General features: G+C 50.5%; 18 protein-coding genes. 7 read left to right on the plus strand and 11 right to left on the minus strand.

Annotated elements, in window-relative coordinates:
- The gene (locus tag KTO58_RS16090; protein WP_095838390.1) at positions 1-1,002 is read right to left on the minus strand and encodes an NAD(P)/FAD-dependent oxidoreductase; all 1,002 of its coding nucleotides are present in this window, start codon (positions 1,000-1,002) and stop codon (positions 1-3) included.
- Positions 1,003-1,469: 467 nt separating this feature from the next.
- Here KTO58_RS16090 and KTO58_RS16095 point away from each other — a divergent pair, with 467 nt between their 5' ends.
- Positions 1,470-1,787: a DUF6686 family protein gene (locus tag KTO58_RS16095; protein WP_095838389.1), complete on the plus strand. Its 318-nt coding sequence runs from the start codon at positions 1,470-1,472 to the stop codon at positions 1,785-1,787.
- Positions 1,788-1,865: 78 nt separating this feature from the next.
- Here the strand turns inward: KTO58_RS16095 and KTO58_RS16100 are convergent, their stop codons facing one another.
- Positions 1,866-3,107, minus strand: coding sequence for a DUF6807 domain-containing protein (locus KTO58_RS16100; RefSeq protein WP_095838388.1), 1,242 nt, complete (start codon positions 3,105-3,107; stop codon positions 1,866-1,868).
- A gap of 27 nt (positions 3,108-3,134) precedes the next feature.
- On the opposite strand from KTO58_RS16100, the gene KTO58_RS16105 reads away from it, so the two are divergent.
- A complete protein-coding gene (locus KTO58_RS16105) occupies positions 3,135-3,389 on the plus strand; it encodes a hypothetical protein (RefSeq protein WP_095838387.1) in 255 nt (84 codons plus the stop codon).
- A gap of 13 nt (positions 3,390-3,402) precedes the next feature.
- Here the strand turns inward: KTO58_RS16105 and KTO58_RS16110 are convergent, their stop codons facing one another.
- Together KTO58_RS16110 and dnaK are read right to left on the minus strand one after the other, a co-directional pair.
- Positions 3,403-4,416 (minus strand): dipeptide epimerase, encoded by a 1,014-nt coding sequence (locus KTO58_RS16110; protein ID WP_095838386.1) that lies wholly within the window; start codon positions 4,414-4,416, stop codon positions 3,403-3,405.
- Between the two features lie 81 nt (positions 4,417-4,497).
- Positions 4,498-6,417, minus strand: coding sequence for a molecular chaperone DnaK (dnaK, locus tag KTO58_RS16115; RefSeq protein WP_095838385.1), 1,920 nt, complete (start codon positions 6,415-6,417; stop codon positions 4,498-4,500).
- A 223-nt stretch (positions 6,418-6,640) separates the two neighbouring features.
- On the opposite strand from dnaK, the gene KTO58_RS16120 reads away from it, so the two are divergent.
- The gene (locus tag KTO58_RS16120; RefSeq protein WP_095838384.1) at positions 6,641-7,987 is read left to right on the plus strand and encodes an OmpA family protein; all 1,347 of its coding nucleotides are present in this window, start codon (positions 6,641-6,643) and stop codon (positions 7,985-7,987) included.
- A gap of 166 nt (positions 7,988-8,153) precedes the next feature.
- Positions 8,154-10,079, plus strand: a complete 1,926-nt coding sequence (gene argS, locus KTO58_RS16125) for an arginine--tRNA ligase (RefSeq protein ID WP_095838383.1) — start codon at positions 8,154-8,156, stop codon at positions 10,077-10,079.
- 61 nt (positions 10,080-10,140) lie between these two features.
- Here the strand turns inward: argS and KTO58_RS16130 are convergent, their stop codons facing one another.
- From KTO58_RS16130 to KTO58_RS16150, 5 genes are all read right to left on the minus strand, one after another.
- Complete coding sequence (locus KTO58_RS16130) at positions 10,141-10,938, minus strand: tetratricopeptide repeat protein (protein WP_095838382.1); 798 nt, start codon at positions 10,936-10,938, stop codon at positions 10,141-10,143.
- A gap of 127 nt (positions 10,939-11,065) precedes the next feature.
- A complete protein-coding gene (locus tag KTO58_RS16135; protein ID WP_095838381.1) occupies positions 11,066-11,557 on the minus strand; it encodes a cytidine deaminase in 492 nt (163 codons plus the stop codon).
- A gap of 77 nt (positions 11,558-11,634) precedes the next feature.
- Positions 11,635-12,816 (minus strand): signal peptidase I, encoded by a 1,182-nt coding sequence (gene lepB, locus KTO58_RS16140; RefSeq protein ID WP_095838380.1) that lies wholly within the window; start codon positions 12,814-12,816, stop codon positions 11,635-11,637.
- Between the two features lie 117 nt (positions 12,817-12,933).
- Positions 12,934-13,590 (minus strand): alpha/beta fold hydrolase, encoded by a 657-nt coding sequence (locus KTO58_RS16145; protein ID WP_157752906.1) that lies wholly within the window; start codon positions 13,588-13,590, stop codon positions 12,934-12,936.
- Positions 13,591-13,602: 12 nt separating this feature from the next.
- Positions 13,603-14,787, minus strand: coding sequence for a sigma-54-dependent transcriptional regulator (locus KTO58_RS16150; protein ID WP_095838378.1), 1,185 nt, complete (start codon positions 14,785-14,787; stop codon positions 13,603-13,605).
- Positions 14,788-14,992: 205 nt separating this feature from the next.
- Between KTO58_RS16150 and KTO58_RS16155 the strand changes: the two genes are divergently transcribed.
- Complete coding sequence (locus KTO58_RS16155; protein WP_095838377.1) at positions 14,993-15,841, plus strand: DUF4846 domain-containing protein; 849 nt, start codon at positions 14,993-14,995, stop codon at positions 15,839-15,841.
- Here the strand turns inward: KTO58_RS16155 and KTO58_RS16160 are convergent.
- Positions 15,838-16,563 (minus strand): hypothetical protein, encoded by a 726-nt coding sequence (locus KTO58_RS16160; protein WP_095838376.1) that lies wholly within the window; start codon positions 16,561-16,563, stop codon positions 15,838-15,840. The genes KTO58_RS16155 and KTO58_RS16160 overlap by 4 nt on opposite strands.
- Before the next feature lie 174 nt (positions 16,564-16,737).
- Between KTO58_RS16160 and KTO58_RS16165 the strand changes: the two genes are divergently transcribed.
- Both KTO58_RS16165 and cysM read left to right on the plus strand, forming a co-directional pair.
- Entirely contained in the window at positions 16,738-17,553 is an 816-nt protein-coding gene (locus tag KTO58_RS16165) for a serine O-acetyltransferase (protein WP_095838375.1), read from the plus strand.
- Positions 17,554-17,573: 20 nt separating this feature from the next.
- Positions 17,574-18,455: a cysteine synthase CysM gene (gene cysM / locus KTO58_RS16170; protein ID WP_095838374.1), complete on the plus strand. Its 882-nt coding sequence runs from the start codon at positions 17,574-17,576 to the stop codon at positions 18,453-18,455.
- 87 nt (positions 18,456-18,542) lie between these two features.
- On the opposite strand, the gene KTO58_RS16175 is transcribed toward cysM, so the two are convergent.
- Entirely contained in the window at positions 18,543-19,526 is a 984-nt protein-coding gene (locus tag KTO58_RS16175) for a pyruvate dehydrogenase complex E1 component subunit beta (RefSeq protein ID WP_095838373.1), read from the minus strand.
- Positions 19,527-19,642 lie beyond the last annotated feature (116 nt).

Here is a 19,642-nt window from a genome sequence, read left to right on the forward strand (position 1 = left end):
TTAAAACCCGTGCACCCCGTTTACCGTTGTATACTTGAAGCTGAGTCGCTGATCAGGATACACATACTTGAATGCACTGTGCGCCATCAACGCCGCCTCATGAAAGCCACAAAGGATCAACTTTAGCTTACCGGGATAAGTGTTAATATCCCCAATAGCATATATACCTTCCACATTCGTGGAATAATCCTGCGTATTAACAGTAATAGCAGACTTGTCGATCTGCAATCCCCAGTCAGCTATAGGCCCTAGCTTAGGACTCAACCCGAAAAGAGGGATCAGGTGCTCCGCCGCCAGCGTCGTCGTCTCCTCAGGACCCGCGATCACCACCTCCTGCAAATGCCCCATACCGGCGAGCCGCGTAATATTAGACTTCAGGATCAATTTTATCTTCTGCTGCTGCGCCAGCTGGTACACCTTCTCCGCAGAATCCGGTGCCCCACGGAAAGTATCCCCGCGATGTACTAACGTCACCTCCTTCGCTATATTAGCCAGGAAAATAGTCCAGTCCAACGCCGAGTCACCTCCTCCCGCCAGCACTACCCGACGGTCACGGAAACGCTCGGGATCCTTGATCATATAAGCAACCCCCTTACCTTCAAACTCCTCCAGCTGCTCAATAGCCGGCTTACGGGGCTCAAAACAGCCCAGCCCTCCCGCTATCACCACCACCTTCGCATGCACCACCGTATGCTCATTCGTCGTGATCACAAAACTACCATCCTCCTGCTTGCTCACCTGCTCCACTCGCTCTCCCAAAGTATAGGTAGGATGAAAAGGAGCTATCTGCTCCAGCAAATTGTCAATCAGCACCTGCGCCTTCACCTCCGGATAACCGGGTATATCGTAAATAGGCTTCTGTGGATAGATCTCCGAAAGCTGCCCACCCACCTGTGGTAACGCATCGATCAGATGACAACGCATCTTCAGCAGGCCTGCCTCAAATACAGCAAAAAGCCCCACAGGGCCCGCTCCAATAATACAAATATCTGTAGTAGTCATTGTTCAATAGGTTATTTAAGTAGAGTACAATTTTGTAGTTAAAACACTAAGCTGGCAACAGGACATCCTTGTGCCTGACTCGCCCATACCAACCTGCATTCTCAGCAACAGCAGCATGGGCAAGCAAGGGCTTTTTATAGGATGGTAAGCTTGTAAATAAAGTCATTACGTACAGGACTATACGCAGAAACCTACATCCGGTTCTAAAATGCAATCTGCAGGCAGACCTCGCACACCAACCCTATTGCCCTGCAAAGTTGTTATCTGAACAGTAAAACTACTAATCGGATTGGGAAAAGTTTTTACGCAATGCGGAAAGTGACACTTTTACCGCCAAATTGTATACCTGCCTTTTTTCCAATCTCGTAAATTCTTTTCCCTTTTCGATATCAGCAGATACCTCCCCCCATCCTACTTTTATATCCACTTAAAAACCCATCCAAATACCCGATCAAAAAAGTAAAAGTATGTGCGAGACAAGACCGCTTAGCAACAATGAAGAAACCGTAGTAAGCTATTGCGTACACTGCGACACCATCTACCTGTGGCACAACAACCTGCTGCTCACCTTCAACCCGGAAGAATTCAGCGCCTTCCACGCTGCCCTCAACCGCATGGAATTCGAAGAATGCTGCCTCCTTTTCCCCGACTATATCGAACGCCTCATTATGCACTCCCCCGTTCATAACGTACGCTTCACCTTCACCGCTTCCGAATGGAAACAACTCAAACAAGCCGTAGAAGATGCCCTGCTCATGCAACAAGTATACGACTGCATCCGCTAAAACATAACAAAGCCAGCCATCTTACGATGACTGGCCACACGATCCTATATTTTTTTGCAATAAACTAAATATAAGAAGCTACAATTTAGTCACCTTCACCACCGGCGGATAAGCATAATCATTCCAGGCAGCATCGGCAACAGCAGCGCTGATATCTCCGCTATATACCATGATACGGTAACGTTGCGCATAGGTATGTCCTGGTTGTAATATCCACGGACGCATTTTCGTAGGGCTATAGTTCAGCATGATCTCCCCTCTTTCAATGTTTTCCGGCCATATACGTAGTGGCTGCGGCGCGTCATAATTAACAGGACTACAAAGTACCAGTATCCCCGCTTTACCTTGCGGCGTATTACCTGTGATCTTCACCCAGTTGGCACGGGTACTGTCCGCTTCGCTCCTCCGTTTACCGGCAGACGTGAGTACTTCGCTGGTCTGTGGGGTCCAGGCTGCCGTAGCCCGAAAACTGAACCCTCCCCCATAACGATACTGCAACAGCGTCAGCGAACTATCCGTAGCACAGTTAAGCAAAGAGGTCAGGTCCCATATCCTGCGCTGCCCGTTGTCAGTAGCAGGATAGGCACGTACTTCCCATTGTTCGTTCAAGGCCACCTGCTCCCCTCCGCCCTTGAGTACAACATGCTCCTGCCGCACCCGGAAACCACTCCATATCATACCATCTGTACGGGCCAGCAAGCCAGCAAACCGTACAGTACCTTCTTTCTTCTGCAGGTTCCAGAAGTCAATCTCCTCCCCGCGGAACTGCGTATGCGTCCACGGATTCCAGATACCCGTATGATGCCAGTGCCCTTTGGCATGCAGGTTGGTCAGCACAGCCCCGTTAGGTGCCCACAAAGGATGAATAAATCCGCTACGCCGGTACATCGTATCCACACCTGCCGGCGGATAGATTGTCCGGTAATTATACTGTAATATCGAAGTCCCTCCCTCCCTTAGTACCAATGCACCGGCACTGTCAATGGTGTACATCACCACATCGACAGACCTCGCCTCCCGCCGGCGAAGCAACTCGTAAGTACGGGTCTTCCCCGCAGCCGTAGCACCTGACAAGATCCACCACAACTGTCGCTCCCCATCCCCACTCACCTGGAACGGCGTCACCACCCGCTGCCCTCCCTTTACCTCCACCAGCTGTAAAGCCGTGTCTGCATCAAAGGTCAATAGGTCCAACGCACAATGCACCAGGCTGCTTTCACGGGCATATGATCCCGAGGATACCGCGATGCGCGCCAACACCTGTGCCAGGCCGGTAATAGGAAACAATAAGATCAGTAAGAGGATAAAACGTGATTTCATAACGTGAAAATGTGTTAACTTGATACCATGGCAGATCAACAATACCTGCAATTAGAAGGGCAGCTCGAGCTGCGCATATTTTACGAGAATACAAAGAACCAATTGTTCGGTCTGTACCTGGTAGCCGCTGACACCAGCTACCTGATACGACCCGCTGACTCCCCTCCGGATATCGACAACCCCTTCCTGCCCTATGCAGGCAACTATATCACAGCTACCGGGTATGTAGAAGACGACGTATTCCTCGCCACCTACTGGTCGATCCGGGAAGACAACGACTGATAACCACCTATAACTATCTCCGCAATACCGCGCCGGTACCCGGCCGGTCAGCATAGATAATACGCCCGTCTTCTATACGGATACCGTCTGCCGTATCTTCCGCCAGCAACAACGGTCCATCCATGTCCACATAGTCCAATAAGGGCAACAGATGCGCTACCGCCGATGTACCCACAGTACTCTCATTCATACTACCCGTCATCACCTGCATACCCAACGTACGGGCCTGGTCAATCATTCGCCTCGCCGGCGTGATACCGCCGCACTTTGTCAGCTTGATATTGATACCATGGAAATATCCGTGACACTTTTCCACGTCACCGGCCACAATGCAACTCTCATCTGCGATCACCGGCAGCGCCACCTGGCTATATACCTGCCGCATTCCCTCCCAGTCCGCCGCCGGCATCGGCTGCTCGATGAACTCTACGCCCAGCTTAGCCAATGCCTCCGCATTACGCAACGTCTCCGTCACTCCCCATGCACAGTTGGCATCCACCCGGAATATCGCATCCGTATGCTGCCGCAACGCCTTGATGATGGCAATATCCTCTTTAGTACCGAGTTTGATCTTGTAGATAGGCCAGGGAAACTCCTGCAGCTTACGTACCATATTGTCGATCGTATCAATACCAATCGTATAGTCCGTCAGCGGGTTATGGGATATATCCAATCCCCATACCTGGTACAAAGGCTGCCCCTGCTGCTGGGCATATAGGTCATAAGCCGCCAGGTCCAGAGCACAAAGGGCAAACATGTTATCGGCAAACAACGGGTATAGCTGCTCCCAGAACACCTCAGGCGATTCAAACCTATAGCTTTCTATAAATGACCGGTGCTCCTCTATAGCCGCCATCAGCAATGGCACCGTCATATGGTAATAGGAATTATCAACCGTCTCCCCCAGCCCGGTATGACCGTCCCGCTCCAATGCTACTACCAGCACCGGCTGCACGTCTTTGGACTTTCGGGAAATGGTGAACGTATGCCTGAACTTCAACTCATAAGGGTATAAATGCAACTTCATATGGATATCTCTATCATAGAAAAATACAAAAAAAGCCCGGTACCATGTACCGGGCTCTTAAAAACTATATAAAGTATGTTGCTATTTCACTTCTTCAAATTCAGCATCCGTTACACCCTCAGCACCTCCTGCGTTACCTCCCTGAGCACCTGCGCCTGCATTGGCGTCAGCACCGGGAGCACCATTAGGCTGGGCCTCCTGTGTAGCCTTGTACATCTCTTCAGAAGCAGCAGTCCAGGCAGCATTCAGTTCAGCTACAGTAGCATCTACCTGCGCCAGGTCCTGGCTCTTATGAGCTTCTTTTACTTTATTCAACGCCGCTTCGATAGCAGCTTTTTTATCGGCAGACAACTTGTCACCATACTCTTTCAGCTGTTTCTCCGTCTGGAAAATCAGGCTGTCAGCTTGGTTCAACTTCTCGATACGCTCACGTTGCTCCTTATCCGAAGCCTCGTTCGCTTTCGCTTCCGCTTTCATCTTTTCAACCTCATCCTTGCTCAGACCACTACCCGCTTCGATACGGATGTTCTGGCTCTTACCGGTGCCCTTATCTTTTGCAGTTACATGCAACAGACCGTTGGCATCGATATCGAATATCACCTCGATCTGAGGTACCCCACGCGGAGCAGGAGGAAGATCAGACAAAATGAACCGGCCCAGAGTACGGTTTTGAGCCGCCATAGGTCGCTCACCTTGCAGTACATGGATCTCTACGCTAGGCTGGTTGTCAGCAGCAGTGGAGAACACCTCTGACTTCTTGGTAGGAATAGTAGTGTTGGATTCGATCAGTTTGGTGAATACACCCCCCATCGTTTCGATACCCAGTGACAGCGGCGTTACGTCCAGCAACAGTACATCTTTTACCTCACCAGTCAATACACCACCCTGTATAGCAGCACCTACAGCTACTACTTCATCCGGATTTACACCCCTGTTAGGCTTCTTACCGAAGAATTTCTCTACCACTTCCTGGATCTTCGGAATACGGGTAGAACCACCTACCAGGATCACTTCGTCAATCTCAGAAGTAGAAAGACCAGCATCTTGCAACGCCTTGCGGCAAGGCTCTAACGTACGCTCTACCAGACTGTCGCTCAGCTGCTCAAATTTAGCACGGCTCAGCTTACGCACCAGGTGCTTAGGCACACCGTCCACAGCAGTGATATAAGGCAGGTTGATCTCTGTCTCCTGAGAAGAAGACAACTCGATCTTCGCTTTCTCAGCAGCCTCTTTCAGACGCTGCCATGCCATTGGATCTTTGTGCAGGTCAACCGCTTCATCTTTCTTAAACTCATCTGCCAGCCAATCCATGATCACTTTATCAAAGTCATCACCACCCAGGTGAGTGTCACCATTGGTAGACTTCACTTCAAACACACCATCACCCAACTCCAGAATAGAGATATCGAAAGTACCACCACCCAGGTCAAATACGGCGATTTTGCTGTCAACATGTTTTTTGTCAAGACCATAAGCCAGCGCTGCTGCCGTAGGCTCGTTAATGATACGACGTACTGTCAGACCGGCAATTTCACCTGCCTCTTTGGTCGCCTGACGCTGCGCATCGTTAAAATAAGCAGGTACAGTAATAACCGCTTCAGTTACTTCCTGACCCAGATAATCTTCCGCCGTTTTCTTCATCTTCTGCAGGATCATCGCTGAAATCTCCTGCGGAGTATAAGGACGGCCATCTATATCTACCCGGGTAGTATTATTATCACCCTTTACCACTTTATAGCTCACGTGATCGATCTCACTGGTCACCTCATTGTAATGACGTCCCATGAAACGTTTCACGGACATGATAGTGTTCACAGGGTTGGTGATCGCCTGGCGCTTAGCCGGATCGCCCACTTTACGCTCCCCGTTCTTCAAAAATGCCACCACGGAGGGGGTCGTTCTTCTGCCTTCATCATTGGCAATAACTACCGGTTCGTTACCTTCCATTACGGCAACACATGAGTTGGTAGTTCCTAAGTCAATACCTATTATTTTTCCCATAATATAAATATTCTCCTTTAGTTGTAAGTATTCAAGTCTGTGAACTACTGTTAGTCAATGATTATGCCAAGCAAAATTTTATGCAAATATGTCAGTCCATATGATAAAAGGACCTATATTTGAAAAAAAAGTCCGCAAGGCTTGTCAGCCCCCCTAATTACCCCGATACCTTGATTTCTGTTCGATAATGTGTAGTATAACTAACCTCTAACCTTTTAAATTTATGAAAACATCCACAATCACGAGGGGTCTATCCATGCTGGCCTTAGCCTTCCCCCTGCTCACCAAAGCACAAACGGAACCCACTCCCGCAAAAACCGGCATCTTCAATGGCCAAAAAAGCTACAGAACCTGGTCCATCGGTGTGAATGGCGGTCTCCTCGCCCCCGTAGTAGCCACCGGCGGTGGCAACGACTTCACCAAATGGAAAGTCTCCGCAGGTTATGGTGCCTATGTCAAATGGCAGCTCTTACATGCTTTAGCCATCCGTGCCGACTTTGTAGGTGGCAAACTCACCGCCAATAACGACAACAAACTCGGCAATGGCGACAATCCTAATCGTCCCTACAAATCCTTTGAAACTAAATTAAAATGGACAGCCGCCCTTAGCGCCCAGGCCAATATCGCCACCATCAACTGGCTACATCGCCAAAGCTTCGCACAGCTGTTCGTTACTCTCGGTGGTGGTATCGCCGGCTACAACCCGACCCTCACCAGGAACAATAACACCACAGAAGAATATAAACCAAGCGGTACTATCAAAGAATTCTTCGTTCCCGTAGGCGTAGGCGCCAAATTCAAACTGTCAGACTTCATCAACCTCGACCTGGGATATACCATGAACTTCGTCGATGGCGATAACCTCGATGGATTCTACTATGGCTCCAGTCGCGATAAATATTCCTATGGCTACGCCGGCCTCGAATTCAGCCTCGGCTCCAGAAGTAAACCACAACTGGCATGGCAGAACCCCGCCGCCGTACTCTACGATGACCTCCTGGCCCAAAAAGCACAACTGCAACAGGAACTCAATGCCTCCCGTAGCAACAGTGCCCGCCTCACCGCTGAAATGGAAAAACTCCTCAAAGACAGCGACGGCGACGGCGTTTCCGATGTGTTCGACAAATGCCCAGGCACCCCCGCAGGTAGCCGCGTAGATGGCGCCGGCTGCGAACTGCCAAAAGATACCACACCTAAAACAGTACAGGTCACTGTGACAGAAGAAGACCGCCGCCTCGTAAGAGATGCTATCCAAAACCTCGAATTCGAAACAGCCAAATCCAGCATCAAACCATCCTCCTACGCTTCCCTCGACAGAGTGGCCGAAATGCTGAAAACAAAAGGATTCAGCCTCAAACTAGCCGGCCACACCGACAACGTAGGCAAAGCCGATAAAAATATGATCCTCTCCAAAGACCGCGCAGAGTCCGTAAAAGCATACCTCGTCAGCAAAGGAGCCAACCCCTCCAAAATAGAAGCCGTAGGCTATGGCATGACACAGCCCATCGCTTCTAACAAAACTGCCGCAGGCCGCCAAAAGAACAGACGCGTGGAATTCACTTTGTATTAATAGTAATATCATCCTAAAACAAAAAAGGTGAGGGTCAGTACCCTCACCTTTTTTGTTTTTTATCCCCCTACATAAAAAGAACACGACCCTACACAATACCGGGTAATAATATTGCTGAGGGAATCATTAGATTTGCAGTCTATTTTTTGTATTAATTGTTTTCAACATGAGTGTGGTACAAACCATCAGAACTGCAGCTGTACAGGCTATCAAGGCGCTATACCAACAGGAAATGTCCATCCAGGATATTGCCATCAATTCTACCAAACCCGAATTCGAAGGAGAATACACCATCGTCGTATTCGCCTTTACCCGCTTTAGCCGGCAAAAACCAGAAGAAACCGGCCAGCAGTTAGGTCAGTACCTGGTCACTCACTTCTCCGAACTCATCGCCGGTTTCAACGTCGTAAAAGGATTCCTGAACCTCCGCATCAACGACGCCTTCTGGAACAACTTCCTCCGGAAAGAATTCACCAACCCGCAACCGGGCATCAAAGCCCCCAACGGCAAAAAGATCATGGTGGAATTCTCCTCCCCCAATACCAATAAACCACTGCACCTCGGCCACCTCCGTAATAACTTCCTGGGATTCTCTATCTCCGAGATACTCAAAGCCAACGGAAACGAAGTGATCAAAACAAATCTCGTCAACGATAGAGGTATACACATCTGTAAATCCATGCTGGCATGGCAACTCTATGCCCATGGAGATACCCCCGCCTCTACCGGCATCAAAGGCGATCACCTCGTCGGAGATTACTACGTCAAATTCGAATCCATCCTCAAAGAACAGGCAGAACCCATCATCGCCAACGTGCTGGAAAACAACTTCCAGGACTTCGATGGCGCCGAACTGGAACGGATCGAAAAACTGGCCACCGCCCTGCATAAACCAGAAGTACAGCAGGACGAAGACAAAGAGGCCAAAATAATGGACGAGATCAAAGAACTGGCACGCAACAAAACCGAGATCATGCAGCAAGCCAGGATCATGCTCGAACAATGGGAAGCCGGCAACCCCGAAGTAAGAGCACTGTGGGCCACCATGAACAGTTGGGTATACCAGGGCTTCGACGAAACCTATCGCAAACTGGGCGTCAGCTTCGATAAAATGTACTACGAAAGCGATACCTACCTCCTCGGAAAAGAACTGGTGGAAAAAGGACTCCGGAAAGAAGTACTCTTCCGCAAAAACGATAACTCCGTATGGATAGACCTCACCGCCGATGGCCTCGATGAAAAACTCCTCCTCCGCGGTAACGGCACCTCCGTATACATGACCCAGGACCTGGGTACCTTCCGTATCAAATACGACGACTACCACATGGACCAAAGCATCGTAGTCGTTGCAGATGAACAGAACTACCACTTCAAAGTACTCAAACTTATCCTCGAAAAATTACAGGAACCCTGCGCCGATGGTATCTTCCACCTCAGCTATGGCATGGTGGAACTCCCACATGGCCGCATGAAAAGCCGGGAAGGTACCGTCGTGGATGCCGACGACATGGTTACCGAAATGGTCACTACCGCCGCCGAACATACCAAAGATTCCAATAAGCTGAAAGACTTCCCCGAAGAAGAACTACAGCAACTCTATAACATGATCGGCCTGGGTGCCATGAAGTTTTTCCTCCTCCGGGTAGATCCTAAAAAGAAAATGATCTTCAACCCGGAAGAATCCATCGACCTGCATGGCTTTACAGGCCCGTTCATCCAGTATGCACACGCCCGTATCAAATCCATCCTCCGCGAAGCAGGCCCACAGCAAGGCATCGACAACTTCGTAGCCTCCTCACCGTTACTCCCGCTGGAAAAAGAACTGATCATACTCAACGAACAGTTCGGCACCATCCTCGAAGATGCACAGAAAGAAATGAGCCCGGCAGTAGTCGCCAACTACGCCTTCCAGCTCGCCCAGAAATTCAATAGCTTCTATGCGGAAAAAGTGGAAGGGAAATATACCTACTCCGTACTCGGAGCAGAATCTGAAGAAAAGAAGATATTGCGTATACAGCTGATCACCCTCACGGCCAGTACCATCGCTCAGGCGATGCAGCTACTGGGGATCGCCGTTCCCGAAAGGATGTAAAATATAACAACACATTACCTCCCCGCATCATCCTGTGATGGTGCGGGGATTTTTTTGATGACTATTGCAACGCACGCTCACACCAGGACTGACCCAATGCCGTCTGCCCCATACCGATATACGACTTGCCTAACATATAGGCAGCAAAAGCATGCTCTGGCAAAATAGCCAGCAATTCCTGCCAATACCCCACCGCCGCCGTATAATCCCCTTGCTGATAACAGGCGTGCGCCAGCTGGAATAAGATAGCCGTATCACAGGGCTGTATCGCACATGCCTTCCGCAACTCCGCAATACCACCCGCCGTATCCCCAAGTTGCAACGAAGCCATCCCCAGGTACAGGTATACCTCGCTCACAGGGATCGCACCGTGCGCAACCGCCAGTGTAAGCATCGCCACCGCAGCATCATACTGCCCCAGGTGAAAATAGCTCTTACCCGCCAGCAACCACAATGGCGGATTGCCGCCCGGCGCCGCCCGCTCGCAATAACCAGGCACCGCCGCATAATCACCAAGCGCATAACTGGCAGCAGCTAGTCCGCGGAAAACATCCGGCAATGGAGAAGAGCGTCGCAACACCTGCTGGTAATGCTCCCGCGCAGCCGCCGGCTGATCTAGCAACAAATAAACATGCCCCAGCTCCAGGTGAGCCTCGTAAAAATCCTGCTGGCGCGCAACCGCAGCCGCAAAACACCGGCGGGCCTCCTGTAAATGGCCTTCCCGCTTCAGGGCTAATCCCTCCTTGTAAAGTGTACGTGCTTTATCTCTCAGCGCAGGAGAAAAATAAGCGCTGACAGGGCCGATGGGCATTATACATCCCAATATCAGCCATAGTAGTAGGATACGGCAATAGGTCATAGGTGGTTATGGTTATCATCACCATATGCCGGCCGCACATAATAATCGCAATTACCGCAGCAGGCGGATATGGTCCATCCAAAGATATAAAACGATCCCATACATCCGCCTGCCCCGTATGTGCTATTTATTCCATGTCTGATGCAGAAAACGACAAAGGCAACAGATCCGCCGCATTAGGTATCACATAGATGGCGCCTTCCTGCCCACTCAGGATCAACCGTATAGGACTGGACTGCCGCGCCTGCTGCTCCGCCAGCGACTGCCGGCAAATGCCACAGGGCGAAATAGGCCGCCCACTCGCGCCCTCCACATTGTGATTATGATAACTGATAGCAATCACCGATACCGGCACCCCTGGATACAACGAAGCAGCAGCCGATAACCCTACCCGCTCCGCACAAATACCCGCCGGGTAAGAAGCATTCTCCTGGTTCGTTCCATTCACCAACTCCCCATTGGCCAACTGTAATATCGCCCCCACATGAAACCGGGAATAAGGAGCATACGCCTGCGACGTCACCGCCCGGGCCTTCGTCAGCAAAGCAGCATCATCCGCCGGCAGCATCGTTATATCATCATAACTGTCTATTTCAAATACTTGCTGCAGTTTTTTCATATTACCAGATTAAAAAACCCTCCGGGATTTGACCCCCGGAGGGTATAATAAATAAATTAAAGTCCGAAAATATCTCCCTACTTGATCGTACGGAACAAACGGCTCCACCGGATACTACCCTTGCCATAACTCATCCAGATCAACCAGGCCTTACCCACCACATGATCCTCCGGTACAAATCCCCAATACCGCGAATCCAGCGAATTATGACGATTGTCACCCATCATCCAGTAATAGTTCATCTTAAAGGTATAATTATCCGTCGTCTGGCCATTAATGATGAACTGGCCATTCTTCTGCTCCAGCGTATTACCTTCATACACCCGGATCACACGGTCGTAAATAGCAATATTACTTTCGTCCAACTTCACAGTAGCACCCTTCTTCGGAATATACAACGGCCCGAAATTATCCTGGCTCCATTTGTGATGCAGCGTGTCAAAAGGAAATACATTAGGATCTGCATTATCCTCATCCACATAAGACTCCACACGCTTCACCACCGGGAATGTCTTCAACACCGCCGCATCAGACTGCGTAAGGTTATATTTGAACAACCCGTCAGGATACGTCTGGTCAGGATTAGGCGTGATATCCAACTCATCCAGCCTGGAAGGATTCAACGGATCCCCATTCGTCTGCACCCAATACTTACGCTCACTAGCTGGTGGTATCGGCGCCTGCGCACCATTCACATACACCACGCCGTTCTTGATACTCAAAGTATCACCAGCTTCCGCCAGGCAACGTTTGATATAATTCTCCCGCTTATCCACCGGACGGGAAGTAATATGATATTGACTCCATACCGCATCACGGCCAAAAGCACGTACCAGCCCGTAATAACTCTGCTCCTGCTGCTCCAGCGCTACCGTATCTCCCTCCGGGAAATTAAATACCACTACATCATTACGTTTGATATCAGAAAAACCGGGAAGCCGCTTGTAAGGCCACTTTACCGCTTCAGAATAAGCTTTGGAATACTGTGTAAATGGTAAAGTATGATGCGTAAAAGGCACTGCCAAAGGCGTCATCGGAATGCGGGGACCATAACTGACCTTGCTCACAAACAGAAAATCATTCACCAATAAGGTCTTTTCCATAGATGGAGTAGGGATCGTATACGCCTCAAAGATAAAGGTACGGATCAACGTAGCCGCAATAATCGCAAATACCGCCGCGTCCAGCCACTCCCTCAACGCTGATTTCTTCTTCTTCGGTTGTCCGTCTTTATTTCTTTTCCAGAATGCCAGATTCATAAGTCTTTAATAGATATTTAAAAAGAACAAATATAACATTATGTAACAACCGTCCTAGTACCGGTCATCAAAGTTTTCTTAAAATATGGTTAAATCAACCGGCATATCAGACACCTCTCACCCAGCCAATATCTCCTGAAGAATAGGACTGATCGCCTCCGCCCGGTCTAATACCATAAAATGACCGCCATCGGCAATTGTATAGGTCGGCTGTACAAAACGAAGTGGAAAAGTCAGATCCTTCGCCCCATGAATATGCACTATCGGCGCCGCTACCTCCTCCTGCTGCCAGTGCAACACCGTATTAACAGACCAACGAAGATCATCAAAACTACGGTCACGTAGGTACTCTTTTAGCAACGCCTTCTCCTCCTTCCCCTTCACATTCAGAAAATGCTGCACCACCAGGTGCCGGTGCCGGTATAATACCAGGTCAGGCAAATGATGCAGCTTCAACTGACGCGCCCAGTTAAAGTATGGCGGCTTCTCCTTCGTATGTTTGATACTGCTGATCAACACGATCTTGCTGACAGGCCGCAAACGCGCAATCTCCTGGCTCATGATCCCGCCAAATGAAAGCCCCAGCATCGTTACATCCGTATGGGCAGGATCAATACCCGCTGCCATACGACGCGCATAATCAACGATCGGCTCCTCCGTCCTCGGCTTCAGCCAAGGTAAAAAATGCACCGTATACCCCGGAGGAAATACCAGCCGGCTGAACATCCGCTCATCCGCACCGAGACCGCTGATCATATACAGGTGTCGTTGCATACAAAAGGTACTTTATGGATTTACTTTTTTCCGCTCCCGGCTGGGGGTCACATAATCCTCCACATCCTCCGCAGTGATCGTCTTACCGGACAATATCACCAACCGCTCCACCACATTACGCAACTCCCGGATATTACCCGACCAGTCATGCTGCTGCAAAGCCTTCATTCCGTCCTTATCCACCCCCTTCTTCGCAATACCATACTCGTTGCACACATTCACCAGAAAATGCTCTACCAACGCGGGAATATCCTCTCGGCGATCATTTAACGAGGGTACGTGTATCAATATCACACTCAACCGGTGATACAGGTCAAGACGGAAATTTTTGTCCTCTACTTCTTTTAACAGGTCCTTGTTCGTAGCCGCCACCACGCGCACATCCACACCAATCTCCTTATCACCGCCCACACGCGTGATCTTACCCTCCTGCAAAGCCCGTAACACCTTCGCCTGCGCACTGAGGCTCATATCCCCGATCTCATCGAGAAACAGGGTACCGCCACTCGCCTGCTCGAACTTGCCGATACGCTGCTTCACCGCAGACGTAAAAGAACCTTTCTCATGACCAAATAACTCACTCTCGATCAATTCACTGGGAATAGCCGCACAGTTCACCTCTACCATCGGGCCCGTTGCACGATTGCTGCGCTCATGCAGCCAACGCGCCACCAATTCCTTACCTACCCCGTTCTCACCCGTGATCAACACACGCGCATCAGTAGGCGCCACCTTCTCGATCGTCTCCTTGATCTTAACAATAGGCCCCGATTCACCGATCATCTCCAACGCCTTACTTACCTTACGACGCAAGGTCTTCGTCTCCGCTACCAACGTAGTCTTATCCATCGCATTACGCAGCGTTATCAACAACCGGTTCAGATCCGGTGGCTTGGAAATATAATCATAAGCCCCCTTCTTCACCGCCTCTACAGCTGTATCTATATTGCCATGACCCGACACCATGATGATAGGAATATCAGGGTTCGCCTCCTTCGCCTTCTCCAAAAACTCAAGTCCGTCCATCTTCGGCATCTTAATATCACAAAGGATCGCATCATATTGCTTCTCCTTGAACATACGGAACCCCTCCGCGCCGTCTGCTGCCTCCTCTACTTTATATCCTTCATAGCTCAGGATCTCAGACAACGTCTTGCGGATACTTTTCTCATCATCTATTATTAGAATGTTGGCCATATGTGGTTTTAAGTGTTAGAATAATTCCGGTCCCGGGCGCTGCCTTCATACACACCCTGCCGGCAAAACAGGGCCAAAATTAAAGAAACTATCAGGAATGCACACGCCGACGCCCAAATTTGCTGCATTGTTAAAACAGTGTTAAAGTAACACCTTCAGATATGCACTTCCCGCTATCTGCCATCTTAAGATAAACCTTTTTTCCATGACTACTACTGCCTTCATCCTCGGTAGCCTCATGGCTACCTTGTTATCCTGCCGGCAACCTGCGACGTCCAACAATACCTCCCCGGCCATATCCGCCTCCACAACAGCAGCTACCTCCCATCCGCCCGCTAATGTGGCCGCCATTCCCGCACCTCCCGGTTATCAACGCCCCCAAGGCAACGAATTCACCGGCTGGCTCCGCAAACTGCCGCTAAAAACAAATAATACCGTCTATCTGTTCAACGGCCATCCCAAACGGAACCAAACCGCCCAATTCGCCGTACTCGATATCTCCGTCGGCAATAAAGACCTCCAGCAATGCGCCGATGCCGTCATCCGTCTGCGGGCCGAATTCCTCTATCAACAGGGCGCTATCGACCGCATCGCCTTCCACGCCACCGATGGCACCTTGCTCGACTACAAAAGCTGGACAAAAGGCTACCGCTTTAAACTACACAACAACCGCCTCTCCAAAGTGATGATGGCCACTCCCGCCGACAACCGCGCCTCCTTCCTCAACTACCTGGAAACCGTCTTCAGCTTCGCAGGCACCCAATCACTGGCCCGGGACCTTTCCCGCATCACCGGCCTACAGCACATCCAACCGGGCGATGTCTTCATCAAAGGGGGAACCCCCGGCCATGCCGTCATCGTCATGGACGTCGCCACCGATAAAAATGGCCATAAAGCATTCCTCCTCGCCCAAAGCTATATGCCCGCCCAGGATATCCACATCCTCCGCAATCCCAACGATCCTGCCCTATCCCCCTGGTACACCGCCCCCAACAGCGAAATACTCTATACTCCCGAATGGACCTTCTACTCCAACCAACTCGCCCGGTTCTAAAAAGTAGCGGCAAATACATAATCCGGCCAGTCCTCAGGCTTTAACGATACCCGGATGCTCTTCGCCAGTATCTTACCGTCTACAGTCAACTTCTCCTTCGGCTTCGCAGTGCCGATACCCACATTACCCCCACCAGTAACCATCAGCACATTACCCGGAGAACCCAGGTTCAACCCAATCATATTGTTCGATCCGTTTTTATTAGATTCCAATACCAGGTATCCCTCGTTACTCCCCCTGATCCGACCACCGGTAGTACCGCCAAATGCTGTCCAATCATCCCAGGAATTACCCAATACAGCCGCCAACCGGATACCCGTCGTCAAACTTACACTGGACACATGCAGTCCCGCCTCCGGCACTGTCGTTCCAATACCTACCATACCATTCTGATCAATTCGCATCCCCTCCTTCAGGGATGTCTCTGACCTTACATTAAACTTTAATGCACTGGCCCTACCCGCAGCTGCTACCCGCTCACTCTCAATACGCCCCGTCTCCGTACCCGCCATATCAAACCGGATACCTCCAGCTGGCGCCAATACGTCATTGCTATTGCTGATCAATATATAGGCTGCCCCGCTATTGGCTACCTCCAGCTTCTCCCGGGGACTTGTCGTGCCAATACCCGCATGGCCGGTGGCCTCTAACTTATTCTGGGCTTTTATAGGATGGGAAATAGCCAGCAGGCTGAGCGAAAAGATGATATAGTACTTGTACATAGGTGATAAGTTATTGGGGGTAATAAACAGCAACAAAATAAATCAACTACGGCAAAGCCACCGCCGCCATTTATACACACCCAAATTTATTTAGGAATAGTCTACCAATTTTACAGGCTTTATACGTAATTTCATATACAATCGGCATCCAAAAACCTGTAATCAGGTAGGCACATGAAAAAATTACTGGAAGAACTAAAAAGTCGGCACCAATGGGCGGCTGCCAACACCTATCCATCTACGGAAACAGTCAATGGCTTTGTCAATAATCTCATCAACTGGCTATTCCCCGAACATACGGGCAAAGTCATCCCAGATGAAGAAGAACTGGCCCGTTACGCATTCACGCTGCAGATAGAACTGGAACAACTACTGCTCATCATGCAACAACAATTACCGGCCCCTGCCGCCGAACTGGCAGCCCAATTTATGGAAGCAGTACCTGGCATCTATGAAGACCTCTCCAAAGATGCCGCCGCCATTTACCAGGGAGACCCGGCCGCTACCTGCTTCTATGAAGTCATCAGGGCATACCCGGGATTCTATGCCATCGCATTCTATCGCATCGCGCATACCCTCCACCTCCTTAACATACCACTGCTGCCCCGTATCATTACCGAACAGGCACATGCCCGCACCGGTATCGATATCCACCCCGCAGCTACCATCGCCCCCTATTTCTGCATCGACCATGGCACCGGTATCGTCATCGGCGAAACCACCCATATCGGACCACATGTGAAACTCTATCAGGGCGTTACCCTCGGCGCCCTTAGCATCGATAAAAATATGGCCAAAAGCAAACGTCATCCCACCATCGAAGAACATGTAGTCATCTATGCAGGCGCCACCATCCTCGGCGGAGATACCATCGTAGGCCACCATAGCGTGATCGGAGGTAATGTCTGGCTCATCAAAAGCACAGCCCCCTTCTCCCGGATCTACTACAAAGCCGATGGCAGCATGAACATCGTGGAAAATATGTACTGACAATAAAAATGACTCATAATATGCACGCTATACTGGACCAGGTGGGAAACACACCCCTGGTAGCACTGACTAAGCTTAATCCCAATCCCGGTGTCACCATCTATGCCAAACTGGAAGGAAATAACCCGGGAGGAAGCGTAAAAGACCGCGCCGCCTACGGTATGATCAAAGGCGCCCTCGACAGAGGAGAATTGCAACCTGGTACCAAACTCATCGAAGCCACCAGCGGCAATACCGGCATCGCCCTCGCTATGATCGCCAACCTCTTCGACGTACAGATCGAACTCGTCATGCCCGAAGATGCCACCCGCGAACGCGTCCTCACCATGGAAGCCTTCGGCGCCAAAGTCATCCTTACCCCCAAAGAACAATCCATGGAAGGCGCCATCGACTACGCACATGCTCAAGTCGCCAAAGGGGGCTACCACATGCTCAATCAGTTCGCCAACCCGGACAACTACGGCATGCACTACCGTACCACCGGGCCCGAAATATGGAGAGACACCCAACAGCAGATCACCCACTTCGTCAGCGCCATGGGCACCACTGGCACCATCATGGGCTGCTCCCGGTTCCTCAAAGAACAAAACCCGGACATCCAGATCGTAGGCTGCCAACCCACCGATGGCTCCAAAATACCCGGTATCCGCAAATGGCCCGAAGATTACCTGCCCAAAATATTCGACCGCAATCGCGTAGACCGTATCATGGATATCGCAGAAGAAGAAGCCCGCCAGACAACCCGCCGCCTCGCCCGCGAAGAAGCCATCTTCTGCGGCATGAGCAGCGGCGGTGCCGTATCCGCCGCCCTCCGCCTCGCGCAGGAACTAGATAAAGGCACCATCGTCTGCATCATCTGCGACCGGGGCGACAGATACCTCTCCAGCGACCTCTTCGGCTGAAGTATACCCTCCCAGCCTAACATAAAAATCCCCGTCCTGCCAACGCAAGACGGGGATTCTCTTATAAAGTAAAGGAATAGATACCTGCTATTTCTTCATATACATCACTTCCTTCACCAGCTTCACCGTACGCTCTACATCAGGCAGGTACAGTTTCACCAGGTTAGGCGCATAGTGCATAGGCGCATCCGCAGCAGTGATACGACGGATCGGAGCATCCAGGTAGTCAAATCCTTCCTTCTGGATACGATATGTGATCTCGGAAGAAACACTGGAGAAAGGCCACTGCTCCTCGACGATCACCAGCCGGTTCGTCTTCTTAACAGACTCCAGGATCGTAAACCAGTCCAAAGGACGGATCGTACGCAGGTCAATCACCTCCGCTTCAATACCTTCCTTAGCCAGCTCCTCAGCAGCACCCAAAGCCACTTTCATCATCTTGTTGAAGGATACGATGGTCACATCCTTACCGGCACGCTTAATATCCGCCTTGCCGATCGGAATGATATACTCTTCCTCAGGTACCTCACCCATGTCACCATACATCACCTCGCTCTCCATGAAAACAACCGGGTCGTCATCACGGATCGCAGCCTTCAACAGCCCCTTCGCATCATATGGATTAGATACCGACACCACTTTCAGACCAGGTATATTCGCATAATAACTTTCAAATGCAGTAGAGTGCTGAGCCCCCAGCTGACCCGCACTGCCGTTAGGCCCACGGAACACAATAGGACATCCCACCTGACCGCCGCTCATCGCCAGCATCTTCGAGGCAGTATTCAATATCTGGTCCAAAGCCAGCACCGCAAAGTTCCAGGTCATGAACTCCACTACGGGACGCAACCCGTTTTGCGCAGCACCTACGCCAATCGCAGCAAAACCCAGCTCGGCAATCGGGGTATCTATCACCCGCTTAGCACCAAACTCGTCCAGCATACCCTGGCTTACTTTATAGGCGCCATTATATTCGGCTACTTCCTCCCCCATAAGGAATACCCGCTCATCGCGGCGCATCTCTTCCTGGAGGGCTTCTCTTAAGGCTTGTCTGAAAGCTATCTGACGCATGCTATTCGTAATAAAGTTTGAAATTTAATCCACCTCATTTTTCAAAGGCAGGGCAAAAATATCGTTTGTTGGCGAAAAAAGCAAAGCGTTCCCCAAAGAATCCCAACACCTGGCCA

This window comes from Chitinophaga pendula (assembly GCF_020386615.1).
In the GTDB taxonomy this organism is placed as follows: domain Bacteria; phylum Bacteroidota; class Bacteroidia; order Chitinophagales; family Chitinophagaceae; genus Chitinophaga; species Chitinophaga pendula.

Excerpts from the sequence above, each read along its gene's own strand:
- lepB (WP_095838380.1), bottom strand. The coding sequence starts at position 12,816 with ATGAATCTGGCATTCTGGAAAAGAAATAAAGACGGACAACCGAAGAAG.
- KTO58_RS16130 (WP_095838382.1), bottom strand. The coding sequence starts at position 10,938 with ATGACCTATTGCCGTATCCTACTACTATGGCTGATATTGGGATGTATA.
- cysM (WP_095838374.1), top strand. The coding sequence starts at position 17,574 with ATGCACGCTATACTGGACCAGGTGGGAAACACACCCCTGGTAGCACTG.
- argS (WP_095838383.1), top strand. The coding sequence starts at position 8,154 with ATGAGTGTGGTACAAACCATCAGAACTGCAGCTGTACAGGCTATCAAG.
- KTO58_RS16160 (WP_095838376.1), bottom strand. The coding sequence starts at position 16,563 with ATGTACAAGTACTATATCATCTTTTCGCTCAGCCTGCTGGCTATTTCC.
- dnaK (WP_095838385.1), bottom strand. The coding sequence starts at position 6,417 with ATGGGAAAAATAATAGGTATTGACTTAGGAACTACCAACTCATGTGTT.
- KTO58_RS16150 (WP_095838378.1), bottom strand. The coding sequence starts at position 14,787 with ATGGCCAACATTCTAATAATAGATGATGAGAAAAGTATCCGCAAGACG.
- KTO58_RS16105 (WP_095838387.1), top strand. The coding sequence starts at position 3,135 with ATGGCAGATCAACAATACCTGCAATTAGAAGGGCAGCTCGAGCTGCGC.
- KTO58_RS16175 (WP_095838373.1), bottom strand. The coding sequence starts at position 19,526 with ATGCGTCAGATAGCTTTCAGACAAGCCTTAAGAGAAGCCCTCCAGGAA.
- KTO58_RS16110 (WP_095838386.1), bottom strand. The coding sequence starts at position 4,416 with ATGAAGTTGCATTTATACCCTTATGAGTTGAAGTTCAGGCATACGTTC.
- KTO58_RS16120 (WP_095838384.1), top strand. The coding sequence starts at position 6,641 with ATGAAAACATCCACAATCACGAGGGGTCTATCCATGCTGGCCTTAGCC.
- KTO58_RS16155 (WP_095838377.1), top strand. The coding sequence starts at position 14,993 with ATGACTACTACTGCCTTCATCCTCGGTAGCCTCATGGCTACCTTGTTA.
- KTO58_RS16135 (WP_095838381.1), bottom strand. The coding sequence starts at position 11,557 with ATGAAAAAACTGCAGCAAGTATTTGAAATAGACAGTTATGATGATATA.
- KTO58_RS16090 (WP_095838390.1), bottom strand. The coding sequence starts at position 1,002 with ATGACTACTACAGATATTTGTATTATTGGAGCGGGCCCTGTGGGGCTT.
- KTO58_RS16145 (WP_157752906.1), bottom strand. The coding sequence starts at position 13,590 with ATGCAACGACACCTGTATATGATCAGCGGTCTCGGTGCGGATGAGCGG.
- KTO58_RS16100 (WP_095838388.1), bottom strand. The coding sequence starts at position 3,107 with ATGAAATCACGTTTTATCCTCTTACTGATCTTATTGTTTCCTATTACC.
- KTO58_RS16095 (WP_095838389.1), top strand. The coding sequence starts at position 1,470 with ATGTGCGAGACAAGACCGCTTAGCAACAATGAAGAAACCGTAGTAAGC.
- KTO58_RS16165 (WP_095838375.1), top strand. The coding sequence starts at position 16,738 with ATGAAAAAATTACTGGAAGAACTAAAAAGTCGGCACCAATGGGCGGCT.